Annotated in this window: 12 protein-coding genes; 7 read left to right on the forward strand and 5 right to left on the reverse strand. The window is 72.3% G+C overall.

What is annotated here, in order from left to right; translation table 11 throughout:
• Positions 1–251 precede the first annotated feature (251 nt).
• The 5 genes from IEY20_RS07960 to IEY20_RS07980 all read left to right on the forward strand — a co-directional run bounded on the left by IEY20_RS07960 (position 252) and on the right by IEY20_RS07980 (position 5,126).
• Positions 252–2,633 (forward strand): phosphoketolase family protein, encoded by a 2,382-nt coding sequence (locus IEY20_RS07960; RefSeq protein ID WP_175327772.1) that lies wholly within the window; start codon positions 252–254, stop codon positions 2,631–2,633.
• 242 nt (positions 2,634–2,875) lie between these two features.
• On the forward strand, positions 2,876–3,091 hold the full coding sequence (locus tag IEY20_RS07965) for a hypothetical protein (RefSeq protein ID WP_022903652.1): 216 nt from the start codon (positions 2,876–2,878) through the stop codon (positions 3,089–3,091).
• 37 nt (positions 3,092–3,128) lie between these two features.
• A complete protein-coding gene (locus IEY20_RS07970) occupies positions 3,129–3,812 on the forward strand; it encodes a fumarylacetoacetate hydrolase family protein (RefSeq protein WP_175327773.1) in 684 nt (227 codons plus the stop codon).
• Between the two features lie 158 nt (positions 3,813–3,970).
• Positions 3,971–4,948 carry a sugar phosphate isomerase/epimerase family protein gene (locus tag IEY20_RS07975; RefSeq protein WP_175327774.1) on the forward strand — a complete coding sequence of 326 codons (978 nt, stop codon included), beginning with the start codon at positions 3,971–3,973 and terminating at the stop codon, positions 4,946–4,948.
• A gap of 10 nt (positions 4,949–4,958) precedes the next feature.
• Positions 4,959–5,126: a hypothetical protein gene (locus IEY20_RS07980; RefSeq protein WP_175327775.1), complete on the forward strand. Its 168-nt coding sequence runs from the start codon at positions 4,959–4,961 to the stop codon at positions 5,124–5,126.
• Between the two features lie 242 nt (positions 5,127–5,368).
• On the opposite strand, the gene IEY20_RS07985 is transcribed toward IEY20_RS07980, so the two are convergent.
• From IEY20_RS07985 to IEY20_RS07995, 3 genes are all read right to left on the reverse strand, one after another.
• On the reverse strand, positions 5,369–5,521 hold the full coding sequence (locus IEY20_RS07985) for a hypothetical protein (protein ID WP_175327776.1): 153 nt from the start codon (positions 5,519–5,521) through the stop codon (positions 5,369–5,371).
• 142 nt (positions 5,522–5,663) lie between these two features.
• Entirely contained in the window at positions 5,664–8,150 is a 2,487-nt protein-coding gene (locus IEY20_RS07990; protein WP_175327777.1) for an ATP-dependent DNA ligase, read from the reverse strand.
• A complete protein-coding gene (locus IEY20_RS07995; RefSeq protein ID WP_175327778.1) occupies positions 8,147–9,037 on the reverse strand; it encodes an SDR family oxidoreductase in 891 nt (296 codons plus the stop codon). The genes IEY20_RS07990 and IEY20_RS07995 overlap by 4 nt, the downstream gene beginning before the upstream one ends.
• Positions 9,038–9,142: 105 nt before the next feature.
• On the opposite strand from IEY20_RS07995, the gene ku reads away from it, so the two are divergent.
• Entirely contained in the window at positions 9,143–10,219 is a 1,077-nt protein-coding gene (gene ku / locus IEY20_RS08000) for a non-homologous end joining protein Ku (RefSeq protein ID WP_175327779.1), read from the forward strand.
• Positions 10,220–10,267: 48 nt separating this feature from the next.
• On the opposite strand, the gene IEY20_RS08005 is transcribed toward ku, so the two are convergent.
• On the reverse strand, positions 10,268–10,753 hold the full coding sequence (locus IEY20_RS08005) for a DUF6328 family protein (protein ID WP_175327780.1): 486 nt from the start codon (positions 10,751–10,753) through the stop codon (positions 10,268–10,270).
• Positions 10,754–10,836: 83 nt separating this feature from the next.
• On the opposite strand from IEY20_RS08005, the gene IEY20_RS08010 reads away from it, so the two are divergent.
• On the forward strand, positions 10,837–11,442 hold the full coding sequence (locus IEY20_RS08010; protein WP_042726460.1) for a putative antibiotic biosynthesis monooxygenase: 606 nt from the start codon (positions 10,837–10,839) through the stop codon (positions 11,440–11,442).
• Positions 11,443–11,450: 8 nt separating this feature from the next.
• On the opposite strand, the gene IEY20_RS08015 is transcribed toward IEY20_RS08010, so the two are convergent.
• Positions 11,451–12,386 carry a Ppx/GppA family phosphatase gene (locus IEY20_RS08015; protein ID WP_022902835.1) on the reverse strand — a complete coding sequence of 312 codons (936 nt, stop codon included), beginning with the start codon at positions 12,384–12,386 and terminating at the stop codon, positions 11,451–11,453.
• Between the last annotated feature and the right edge of the window lie 10 nt (positions 12,387–12,396).

Here is a 12,396-nt window from a genome sequence, read left to right on the forward strand (position 1 = left end):
GGACGAGCGCGCCGGTCGTGGCGAGGGTGATCGTGGTCTTCAGGCTCTTGCGCATGATGAGTTCCTTTGCTGTGTCGGTGCTCCGGCCGGTGGCCCTGCCTCCCTTGCTGTGCGGGAGACGTGTACCGGCCGTACATGGCCGGGGAGCTTCTTGGGCGTTTCGCCCTTGTGACAGGCATTCGGCACCCCCTGCCGATCGGTTTGGATGCGTTGCTGGAAAATCTCCACCCACCCGTCCGTAGCGTGGGGTCATGTCCCCTGCACCCATCGCGACCACCGACCGCATCCGGGCGATCGACGCCTGGTGGCGCGCCGCGAACTACCTCACCGCCGGGCAGATCCACCTGCTCGACAACCCGCTCCTCACCCGGCCGATCGAGCCGGACGACATCAAGCCGCGCCTGCTCGGCCACTGGGGGACCTCGCCGGCGCTCAACCTCGTCTACGCGCACTGCAACGCGCTCATCGCCGAGACGGACCGCCGTCTGCTGTACGTCTGCGGTCCGGGGCACGGGGGCCCGGCGATGAACGCGAACGCCTGGCTCGAGGGCACCTGGAGCGAGCTCTACCCGGAGATCACCCCGGACGAGGACGGTCTCCGGCAGTTCTTCCGGCAGTTCTCGTTCCCGGGGGGCATCCCGTCGCACGCGGCACCCGAGACGCCCGGCTCGATCAACGAGGGCGGCGAGCTCGGGTACTCCCTCGCCCACGCGTACGGAGCGGCGCTCGACGACCCCGACCTCGTGGTCGCGTGCGTCGTCGGCGACGGCGAGGCCGAGACCGGTCCGCTCGCCGCCTCGTGGCAGGCGCACACGTTCATCGACCCGGTGTCGGACGGGGCCGTGCTGCCGATCCTCAACCTCAACGGGTGGAAGATCGCGAACCCGACCGTCCTCGCCCGGATCCCCGGCGAGGACCTCGACGCCTACTTCCGCGGTCTCGGGTACGAGCCGATCACCGTGGACTCCGGCCGGGTCGGCGACGACCCCTACGCCGTGCACGCACTCTTCGACGCCGCGCTCCGGCGAGCCCTCGCGCGCATCGACGACATCCAGGCCGCCGCCCGCGCCCAGGCGGAGCGCGCCGCTGCCGGACAGCCCGCCGGGGCCGCCGACCTGCGGCCGCGCTGGCCGATGATCATCCTCCGGACGCCGAAGGGGTGGACGGGGCCGAACGAGGGCACGTTCCACTCGCACCAGATCCCGCTGCCGGACGTGCGGACGAACGACGAGGACCGCGCCCGGCTCGAGGCGTGGATGCGCTCCTGCCGCCCGGAGGAGCTCTTCGACGAGCGGGGCCGTCCGATCGGGATCCTCGGCTCGATCCGGCCCGAGGGCGACCTGCGCATGAGCGCCACCCCCGTCGCGAACGGTGGGCGGCTCCGGACCGCGCTCGACCTGCCCGCCATCACGGAGCACGGCGTCGCGGCCGGCGAACCCGCCTCCGCGACGGGCACGCTGGGCCGTTGGCTCGCGTCGGTGGTCGAGCGGAACGGGTCGGCCTTCCGGCTGTTCGGGCCCGACGAGACGGTCTCGAACAAGCTCGACGCGGTGTTCGACGTGACCTCGCGCGTGTGGCGGGCGGACCGCGCACCCGGCGACGAGCACCTCGCCGCGCGGGGCCGCGTGATCGAACTGCTGTCCGAGCACGTGCTGGAGGGCATGCTCGAGGGCTACGTCCTGACGGGTCGGCACGGCATCCTCAACACCTACGAGGCCTTCGCGCACATCATCGACTCGATGGTCGGCCAGTACGCCAAGTGGCTCGAGTCGTCCTCGGACCTCGACTGGCGCCTGCCGGTCTCGAACCTGACGATCCTGCTCTCGTCGCACGTCTGGCGGCAGGACCACAACGGCTTCTCCCACCAGGACCCCGGCTTCCTCGACGTCGTCGCGTCGAAGCAGCAGGACCTCGTGCGCATCAAGCTGCCGGCCGACGCGAACACCCTGCTCGCGGTCACCGCCCACGCGCTCGAGACGACGAACCGCATCGAGGTCATCGTCGCCGGCAAGCACCCCGAGCCGGTGTTCCTGTCCCTCGAGGACGCGGTCGCCCACGCCGCGGCCGGCCTGGGCGTCTGGGACTGGGCCGGCACCGAGACCGAGGTCGGGCGCGCGGACGTGGTGCTCGTGGGCGCCGGCGACGTCCCGACCGTCGAGCCCCTCGCCGCGGCGGCCATCATCCGCCAGCACGCCCCCGGCGTCGGCGTCCGGGTCGTGAACGTCGTCGACCTGCTGTCGATCGGCGACCCGCGGAAGCACGACCACCCGGTGTCGGACGAGCGGTACGACGAGGTGTTCCTCCCGGGGACGCCCGCCGTCTTCGCGTTCCACGGGTACCCGGCGCTCGTGCACCAGCTCACCTACCGCCGCCACGGGCACGACGACCTGCACGTGCACGGCTTCCAGGAGCAGGGCACGACCACGACCCCGTTCGACATGCTCATCCGGAACGACATGGACCGGTTCGCGCTGGCCCACGACGCACTGACGCGGGTCGACGCGTCGGCGCACAGCGAGCTGCTCGACCGCCTGACCGCGGCCCGTGACGCCGCCCGTGCGTACGCGTACTCGCGGGGCGAGGACCACCCGTCGGTCACCGGGTGGGAGTTCGCGGGGTGGCCGCAGGACTGAGCGGGCCGCGGCCCCGCCGGGCGGTCCCCGGACGCGGCTCCTGCACCTGCCTGGAGGCACGACCCACCCTCCACAGGACCGGTCACGCTCGTCGCGTGGCCGGTCCATTGCCGTCAAGCTCGGGGCATGGACGTGGGGTGGACGAGTGCGGCGGTGGCGGTCATCGGTGCCGTGGTGGCGGTCGCGAGCCTGGTCGTGACGGTGGTCGAGGGCGTCCAACAGGAGGCGGAAGGAGACACATCATGATCGGTGAGATGGAGGACGAGCGGTTCTTCGAGGTCTTCGCGCGGTACGAGCGCAGCACGCTCGAACTGCTCCAGGACCCGCACTACGGCCCGATCATCCGCTCGGACGGGTCACTCGAACGCCTCGAGGAGCTGCGGATCGAACGCCGGGAGCGCGAAGAGCGTGCCCGCGCCCGGAAGCTCCGCGCCGAGGCGTCCCTCGCCGAGGGGTGACGGGGACGGTCCGGCCTCGTCGTGCCATGGTGGGCGGGTGAGCGACTTCGTGGTCCCGGTACCGCCCCAGCCGTCCGTCCCGACGAGCACCGGCGGTCGGTTCCCGGTCCGCCGCGTCTTCTGCGTCGGCCGGAACTACGCCGCGCACGCTCGGGAGATGGGCCACGACCCGGACCGCGAGCCCCCGTTCTTCTTCACGAAGCCGGCGGACGCCGTGGTGACGGACGACGCCGACACCCCGTACCCGCCGCTGACCGGCCAGCTCGAGCACGAGGTCGAGCTCGTCGTCGCGATCGGCGCACCCGCGGTCGACGTCCCCGTGGCCGATGCCCTCGACGTCGTGTGGGGCTACGGCGTCGGACTCGACCTCACCCGGCGTGACCTGCAGGCCGAGGCCAAGCGACTCGGGCGCCCGTGGGACGCCGCGAAGGGCTTCGACGCCTCGGCCCCCGTCGGGACGCTCGTGCCGGCCGCCGGGGTCGACCCGACCTCCGGAGCCGTGGAGCTGCACGTCGGCGGTGCGCTGCGCCAGTCCGGCGACCTCGCGGACCAGATCTGGTTGGTCGCGGAGACCATCGCCGAGCTGTCCCGGTCCGTCCGCCTCGCTCCGGGCGACCTGCTGATGACCGGCACCCCGGACGGGGTCGGCCCGCTCGTGCGCGGTGACGTCGTCGAGGGCCGGATCGCCGGCGTCGGGACCGTGCGCACACGGATCGTCTGAGCACCCGCGCACACCGGCCACGTGTCGAGCGACTGGGAGCGCTCGCAGGTCTGCGGCGTAGACCTCGGTGTGACGTCGGGGGTCTGCGGCGTCGCAACACCACGGACGGGGCAGCCTGCTGGGGAGCAGTCGCCCGTCCGGATTCCGGAGGTGCCGCCGTGCTCGAACACGACCTGCTCGCCACGTCCTCGACCTGGGCTGGCGACGAACCGATCGGCGACCGTGTCCGCGCCGTCGGTGACGCCGGCTTCGCGGGGCTCTCGCTCACCGTGGGCGACCTCCACGAGGTGCGCGCGACGATGGGCTTCGCTGCGCTCCGTCGCGTGCTCGACCGTGCCGGGATCGTGTGGGTGCAGCTCGGCCCGCTCGACCGGTGGTGGACCAGCGCCGATCGCTCCGCGGACGAGGAGGCCGACCGGGGCGTGGTGTTCGAGGCGACGGCTGCGCTGCGCGCGTGGCAGGTCGTCGTCCGCGCCGACACCACCCTCACCGTCACGCCGAACGCGATGCTCGACGACTGGATCGCGCTCGCGCAACGGACGGAGCACCTCGGCGCCCAGCTCGTCCTCGAGCCCGAACCGTGGTCGAACCTGCCCACCGTCGAGCGGGCCTCCCGCTTCGTCACCGCCGCCGGGCACCCGAACGGCGGCCTGCTCCTCGACGCGATGCACACGCTCCGCGGGGGTTCGACCCTCGCGTCCGTCCACGAGGGTGTCGCCCCGTCGGCCCTCGCCGCCGTGGAGTTGAGCGACGGTCTCCTCCACACACCGGCCGGCATGACGCTCGCCGAGGAGTCCCGCGCTGCCCGCCACCTCCCCGGGTCCGGTGCGTGGGACCTGCCCGGCTTCGTCCGGACGGTCCGCGACCTGGGCTTCGACGAGCCCTGGGGCGTCGAGGTGCGGACGGCGGCGCACCGGGCGATGCCGACGGCCGAAGCACTCCGCACCGCAGCTGCCGCGACCCGGGCCGTGCTCGACGCCGCCGACGCGTTCGGCGCCCCCGCCGCCCCGGCCATGCCGTCGACCCCGGCGCCGACGTCCGCAGTGGACTACGAGTCGTCGCACGGTGCGCCACGATCGCCGATGCCGACGCTCCCCACGCCTCGCCGCGAGGCCGACACAGGGACCCCCGCGTAGCGTCGCGGTCATGACCGACCACGACGACGAACTCCTCCGCCGCTCCCAGGACGCGATCGACGAGGCGAAGGCCGCTGCGGCCGACGTGATCGAGCCCGACGAGGACGAGCTCGTCGATGAGGACCTGGCCGCCGCCGACGACGCCGCACCGGCGGACGGTCCCGCTCCGGCACCCTGACCCGCGTCATCCGGACATCGTCACGACCCGGTGTGACGATCCGGTTCGTCACACCGTCTCAGTGGTGAGCCTGCCAGCGGCTCCCCGCTGCTGGCCCGAGCGCGCCGTGGCCGGTCCATCCCTGAACGCCGGTCACGGCGCTCCCGACGGTGGCCCGTGCGTCCCCTGATCCGGCGTGCGGGCCGCCTTCAGTTCGCCGTCAGTGCGGTCAGTCCTCGGCCGCGTCTCACCTTCACCGCGTCTCAGTCCTCGACCTCGTCGCCGAGGAAGTCCGCGTACGTGATCTCGCCGTCCGAGACGACGGCCGGCGGCTCCACCGCGTAACGTGCACGGTTGCCCGGTGCCGCTCCGCGTTCCTCCGGGGTGAACGGCGGCAGGTACTTGCTCGTGCTCATGGTCACGCCCTTCCGTCCCCGTGAACGTAACAGTCGCGCGAGGAGCGGCGGCAGGCTCCCGGCGGGATCGTCCCCCGTGGAGCGGCCGAACGGGGGACGGAAGTTCGCCCGAGGCGGACCCCATGCGTGTGCATGTGCGCGATCAGGACTCCCGGACGACGTCCCCGGGGTCCTTGTCGGGCCGCCACCCGCGCCACGAGGGCTGCCGGAGCCGACCGTCGCCGGTCCACTCGGCGAACTCCACCTCGCCCACCCGTGTCGCTCGGACCCAGTGCGCGTCGCGCGCATCGGGACGCGGGACGTCCACGAACGGCGACGTCTTCCGCTCCAGGGGGCCGAGGGTGTCCGCGATCTCGTCGAGGTCCCGGTCGCGGAAGCCGGTGCCGACCTTGCCGACGTACTCCAACCCGTCCGGCCCCGGCACACCGAGCAGGAGGGACCCGATGCCGCCGGCACGTCGACCGGCACCGGGCTTCCACCCGCCGACGACGACTTCCTGCGTCGCGTGGTGCTTCACCTTCAGCCAGGCCTCTGACCTGCGGCCCTCGGCGTACCGGGAGGTGCGCTTCTTCGCGACGACGCCCTCCAGACCACGACGACGGGACTCGGCGAGCGCCGCCGCGAAGTCGCCCTCGACGGCGTCTGGCACCTCGACCGCACCGCCGGGCTCGACCACGGTCGCGAGGGCCTCCCGGCGTGCCGTGTACCCGTGCCGGGTCAGCTCGTGCCCGTCGGCCTCGAGCACGTCGAAGAGGAACAGCCGCACGGGGGTCCGTCGGCGGGCTGCCTCCACCTCGCGCGGCTTCGTGAGGCCCATGCGCTCCTGGAGGAGCTGGAACGAGGGCCGACCCCGGTCGTCGAGCGCGACGACCTCGCCGTCGTAGACGCCGTCGACCGCGGCCCGGTCGCCGAGGTCCTGCAGCTCCGGGTACTGGTCGGTCAGGTCGTTGCCGTTCCGGCTGCGCAGCGTGACGTGGCCGTCCCGTACGGTGGCGAGCACGCGGACGCCGTCCCACTTCAGCTCGAAGGCCCAGTCGTCGGGGTCGAGGTGCGGCTCGCCCGTCGTGAGGGAGGCCTGCATGGTGCGGCGCTCGGTCGGGGGTTCCGAGGCACGGGTCGTCGCGTGGACCGTCGGCCGCTCGGTCCGCCCCGACGCTGCCCGGTCGCCGGCGCCGGGTTCGCGGGCGGGTTGCTCCTTCGTCCGGTGGATGAGCCAGTTCTTCTCGTCGCCGTCGCGTCCACGACCACGGCCGCGGGTGTGCAGGAGTGCGAGGCGACGGGCGCCGCCGGTGCGGCCGTGGAGCGTGACGATGACCTCCTCGCCGTCGCGCCACTTCTCGAGGTCGTACGTGCCGTCGTCCCACACCGTGACGGTCCCCCCGCCGTACTCGGCGTGCGGGATGGTCCCCTCGAACCCGCCGTACTCGAGCGGGTGGTCCTCGGTCTGCACGGCGAGGTGGTTCTTCCCCGGGTCGGTGGGCTCCCCCTTCGGCAGGGCCCAGCTGACGAGCACCCCGTCGTGTTCGAGCCGGAAGTCGTAGTGGTCCCTCGTGGCGTGGTGCTCCTGGATGACGAACGTCGGCAGGCCGTCCTCGCGGACCGTCGGCGGTCCGGCCGGGACCGGCTCCGGGGTCTTCGACGCGTCGCGCTTGGCGCGGTACGCGCTCAGCCGGTCCTCGCTCGCCCGGTTCGCGTCGGCCGTCCGCGCGCCGTCCCAGTGTCCGGCGTCCGGGCGGCCGACCGACAACGAGGCGGCGGCGACCGGGTGCAGGAGGTCGCCACGGGCCTCCAGGCGGTCCAGGACCTCGTCCAGCGTCAGCTGGGCGAGGCCGCGCTGGGTGAGCTCGTCCCAGGTGCGCGGGGCAGCGACCGTCGGCCGGTCACGGCCGCGCAACGAGTACGGAGCGATCGTCGTCTTGTTGCCGTTGTTCTGCGACCAGTCGACGAACACCTTGCCGGTGCGGTCGGCCCGACTCATCGACGACAGGACGAGGTCGGGCAGGTCCTGCTCGAGTGCACGCGCGAGCTCGTGCGCGACCTCGGAGACCTGCGTCGTCGTCGCGCGTCCGTCGAGGGCGGCGTAGAGGTGGATGCCCTTGGAGCCGGAGGTCACCGGGTAGGGGTCGAGTCCCATGCCCTGCAGGACCTCACGTGCGGCGACGGCGACCTCGACGCACTCCGCAAGGCCGACGCCTTCGCCGGGGTCGAGGTCGAGGACGAGCCGGTCCGGGTCCTGGTGTCCACCGCGTGGCCCGAAGCGCCACTGCGGGACGTGCAGCTCGAGCGCGGCCTGCTGTGCCATCCACACGAGCGTCGCGACGTCGTCGACGATCGGGTACTCGGTGTCGTGCTCCTTGTGCGCGATGGTGTGGTGCCGGACCCAGTCGGGTGCGGTGTCCGGCAGGTTCTTCTCGAAGAAGACCTTGCCGTCGACGCCGTTCGCCCAGCGCTTCCGGGTGACCGGGCGGTCCTTGACGTGCGGGATCATCCACGGGGCGACCCGCTCGTAGTACTCGATCACCCGCCCCTTCGTCGTGCCGGTCGCCGGGTAGAGGACCTTGTCGGTGTTGCTCAGGCTGATCGTCCGCCCGCCGACGAGGACGGTCCTGCGCTTGGCGACGGGACTCACAGCGCCACCCCGGTCGCTCCCGCGACCGTGAGGGTGGAGCCGGACGTGTACGAGGACTCCGGCCCGGCGAGGTACACGTAGGCGCTGCCGAGCTCGACGGGCTGCGCCGGACGGCCGAACGGGGTGCCCTCGCCGTAGTGGGCGATCTCGTCGCCCGGGTAGCTGGTCGGCTGCAGGGGCGTCCACACCGGGCCGGGCACGACCGTGTTCGCCCGGATCCCCCGCGACGCGAGCTGCCGGGCGAGGCCGTTCGTGTAGGTGGTGATCGCGGACTTCGTCGCCGCGTAGTCGATCATCCGCGCCTGCGGCTCGTGCGCGGAGACCGAGCTCGTCGTGACGATCGCGCTGCCGGGCGCCATGCGCGGCACCGCGGCCCGCACGAGCCAGAACAGCGAGTACAGGTTGACCTTGAGCGTCCGGTCGAACGACTCCGTCGTCTGCTCGGTGACGTCCTCGTGCACCTGCTGGTGGCCGGCGACGAGCACGAGCGCGTCGAGACCGCCGAGCGTGCTCACGGCGTCGCGCACGAGGTCGGCGCAGAACGCCTCGTCCGTCAGGTCGCCCGGCAGCAGCACGGCCCTGCGGCCGAGGGCGCCGATGACGTCGCGGACCTCCTCGAGGTCGTCCTGCTCCTCCGGGAGGGCGTTGAGGGCGACGTCGGCGCCCTCCTTCGCCATCGCGATCGCCGCCGCCCGGCCGATGCCGGAGTCCGCCCCGGTGACGAGGACGCGGTAGCCCGGCATCCGCCCCGTGCCCCGGTAGCTGCGTTCGCCGTGGTCGGGCGCGGGGTCCATCGCGCTCGCCAGGCCCGAACCGGTCTGGGTCTGCTCGGGGAACGGCGGTCGCGGGTGCTGGGTGCGCGGATCCTGCTTGTCGAGCTGGCTCATGCGCCCATCGTGCTCGTCCCGGCGCGGCTCCGGTCCAGCGAAGCCCGACCTGTGGACGACCGCTCGCTCCGGACGCTCCTGTGCAGGGACGGGCATCATGTGCCCATGAGGTCGATCTGGAAGGGCTCCATCGCGTTCGGGCTCGTCAACGTGCCCATCAAGGTCTACGCGGCCACCGAGACCCACGACGTCTCCCTGCACCAGGTGCACGACGAGGACAAGGGACGCATCCGCTACAAGCGTGTGTGCGAGTTCGGCCACGAGGTCGAGTACGCCGACATCCAGCGCGCGTACGACGACGGTGACAAGACGGTGGTGCTCACCGCCGACGACTTCAAGCAGCTGCCCGAGGAGCAGTCGCACGAGATCGAGGTCCTCGAGTTCGTGCCCGTCGAGCAGGTCGACCCGATGATGTTCGAGAAGTCGTACTACCTCGAACCGGACTCGCGCTCCCCGAAGGCGTACGTGCTCCTCCGCGAGACGCTCGCGAAGACCGACCGGCTGGCGATCGTGCAGTTCACGCTCCGGCAGAAGACCCGGCTCGGCGTGCTCCGGGTCCACGACGACGTCATCCTGCTGCAGGGCCTGCTCTGGGGCGACGAGGTCCGTGCGGCGGACTTCGGCAGCCTCGACTCGACGGTGAAGGTGAGCGCGAGCGAGCTGAAGATGTCGTCCTCGCTCGTCGACAGCATGTCCACCGACTTCGACCCGGACCGCTACACCGACGCGTACCAGGAAGAACTGCAGCAGCTCATCGACGCGAAGCTCGCGTCGGGCGACGACGTCGACACCGCGGAGACGTTCGGCGACCGCGACTCGGACGACGACGACGGAGAGGGCGGCGACGTGATCGACCTGATGGCCGCCCTGCGGGCGTCCGTCGACAAGAAGCGGACGGGAGGCTCGGGGTCGCGGTCCCGGGGCGGGTCGCGGACCACGAAGGCCGGCTCCACTGCCGGCGACGCGTCCAGCGACGACGCTCCTGCCGCGGAGAAGAAGACCCCTGCGAAGAAGACCCCCGCGCAGAAGACGGCCCCCGCGAAGACCCCGGCCGCCGCGAAGAAGACTGCGACGACGAAGGCGCCGGCGGGACGCACACCGGCGAAGAAGGCCCCGGCGAAGGAGACCCCCGCGAAGGAGACCCCCGCGAAGAAGCCCGCCGCGAAGAAGCGCGCGAGCTAGTCCTCGGTTGCTGCTGGTCCTCGGACCCGGCTGGTCCTCCGTGTCCTCCTAGTCCTCCGTGTCCTTCGCGGTCCGGCGGAGCACGGTGGGCAGGGCCGTCCACAGCGTCCCGGTGCCCACGAACACGGCCACGCCGGCGATGATCCCGCCGCGGCCGCCGAGCACCACGTCGAAGACGAACCAGACGGTCCCCGCGAACAGGAGTGCGGCGGCGAACAGCGTGACGAGCAGCAGGACGTTGCCTGCTCGGACGAGGTCGTGCTTCTGCCGCTGCTTGAACACCAGCCGGTGGGTGGCGACCACGGCGAGCGCCACGACGGTGACGACGACGGCGAGCACGACGAGCGTGAGGTAGATCGTCTCCTGCCGGCTACTGAGCGAGGAGAACCGCTGCTGGAACGGCAGCGTGAGCAGGAACCCGGCGAGGATCTGCGCGCCGGTCTGCACGATCCGGAGCTCCTGCTGGATGTCGCTCCAGTTGCGGTCCCACCGTTCGGTCGGGGTCTCGTTCCGGCCCCGCTGCAACTCGCTCATGCCGCGACCGTACTGGTCGCCACGAGGAGCACGGCCGGGCGCTCCGTCACGCAGCGGAAACACGCATCGGGGACACTGGAGGCATGACTCCACAAGAGCCTGGGAGCCTGTCCTCGTCATCCGTGAGTGCAGGCCCGCCCGTCACCGTGTCCATCACCCGCCTCGTCGAACCCGACCGCATCCCGGACGCCACCCGCTGGGTGCAGTCGGGTGTGAACCTCGCGAACCGCTACCCCGGCTTCCTCGGCTCGGGCTGGGTCCGCTCGCACGCGACGAGCCACGAGTGGCACATGCTCTACCGGTTCGCCGACCACGAGCAGCTCGCCACGTGGGAGAACTCCGACGACCGGCTGCGGTGGCTGGACCTCGGCCGCGACCTCGTCGTCGAGTCCCGCGTCGAGAAGCGCACCGGCATCGAGGGGTGGTTCGACGCTCCGCAGGACGCCCCGACGTCGAGCGCGCCGCCGCGGTGGAAGCAGGCGGTGAGCATCTGGCTCGGCTTCTTCCCGGTGAACCTCGTCTTCACGTACCTGGTCGGCTGGCTCGTGCCGGCGTTCGGACACCTCCCGGTGCTGCCCCGGGTCCTCGTGACGACGCTCGTGCTCACGCCGATCATGACGTTCTGGGTGCTGCCGTTCGTCACGGGGCTCATCCGCCCCTGGCTGCTCGCCCCACCCCGGAGGGCCTGACCCCGACCTCAGCCCAGCACGGACAGCTGGTCGAGCCGCTCGAGGATCACGCCCTCGCGCAGCGCCCACGGGCAGACCTCGAGCGCGGGCAGGTCGAAGATGTCGAGGCACGCCTCGGCCACGAGCGCTCCGGGGACGACCTGGTGCGCCCGGCTCGGCGAGACACCGGGCAGCGTCGCGAGCTCGTCGACCGTCATCCGGAGCAGGCCGGGCAGCTGCCGCCGGAGCTCGGCGCCGTCGAGTGACCGCGGGACGAGCGGCCCTTCGGCTGAGGGCGCGGCGCCGCAGATCCGCGCGATCGACCGGAACGTCTTCGAGGTCGCGACGGCACGGTCGGGCCGTCCGGAGCGGAGCAGGAGCCCAGCGTCCCGTGCGATCGACACCCGGATCTCGTGCCGCAGCCGCCGGACGTCGTCCTCGGTCGGTGTGCCGGCGGCGAAGAACGAGCGGGCGAGCCGTGCGGCGCCGATCGGCATCGACCACGCGACGTCGGGGGCCTCGTCCGCTCCCCCGGCGATCTCGAGCGAACCACCACCGATGTCGAACACCGCGAGCCGACCGGCGGACCAGCCGAACCAGCGGCGGACGGCGAGGAAGGTCAGCCGCGCCTCGTCGCCACCGGAGAGCACGGCGAGCTCGACGCCCGTCTCGGCCTCGACGTGGGCGAGGACGGCGTCCGAGTTCACGGCGTCGCGGACCGCCGAGGTGGCGAACGCCAGCATGTCCTCGCAGCCGCGGTCCTCGGCGATGCGGACGGCGTCGGCGACGAACGCCGTGAGCGCGTCGATCCCCGCTCGGGTCACGGCACCCGATCCGTCGAGGTGCTCGGCCAGGCGCAGCGGCTGCTTGAACGAGGACGCCGGGAGCGGCGCGGCACCGCCGTGGGCGTCCACCACGAGCAGGTGGCCGGTGTTGGACCCGATGTCGAGGACTCCCACGCGCATGGCACCACGC

Source organism: Curtobacterium luteum (genome assembly GCF_014646995.1).
GTDB classification, from domain to species: Bacteria; Actinomycetota; Actinomycetes; order Actinomycetales; family Microbacteriaceae; genus Curtobacterium; species Curtobacterium luteum.

Bases quoted from the DNA above. Each gene is read 5' to 3' on its own strand.
- IEY20_RS07960 (WP_175327772.1), top strand. From the start codon at position 252: ATGTCCCCTGCACCCATCGCGACCACCGACCGCATCCGGGCGATCGAC.
- IEY20_RS07965 (WP_022903652.1), top strand. From the start codon at position 2,876: ATGATCGGTGAGATGGAGGACGAGCGGTTCTTCGAGGTCTTCGCGCGG.
- IEY20_RS07980 (WP_175327775.1), top strand. From the start codon at position 4,959: ATGACCGACCACGACGACGAACTCCTCCGCCGCTCCCAGGACGCGATC.
- IEY20_RS07985 (WP_175327776.1), bottom strand. From the start codon at position 5,521: ATGAGCACGAGCAAGTACCTGCCGCCGTTCACCCCGGAGGAACGCGGA.
- IEY20_RS07995 (WP_175327778.1), bottom strand. From the start codon at position 9,037: ATGAGCCAGCTCGACAAGCAGGATCCGCGCACCCAGCACCCGCGACCG.
- ku (WP_175327779.1), top strand. From the start codon at position 9,143: ATGAGGTCGATCTGGAAGGGCTCCATCGCGTTCGGGCTCGTCAACGTG.
- IEY20_RS08005 (WP_175327780.1), bottom strand. From the start codon at position 10,753: ATGAGCGAGTTGCAGCGGGGCCGGAACGAGACCCCGACCGAACGGTGG.
- IEY20_RS08010 (WP_042726460.1), top strand. From the start codon at position 10,837: ATGACTCCACAAGAGCCTGGGAGCCTGTCCTCGTCATCCGTGAGTGCA.
- IEY20_RS08015 (WP_022902835.1), bottom strand. From the start codon at position 12,386: ATGCGCGTGGGAGTCCTCGACATCGGGTCCAACACCGGCCACCTGCTC.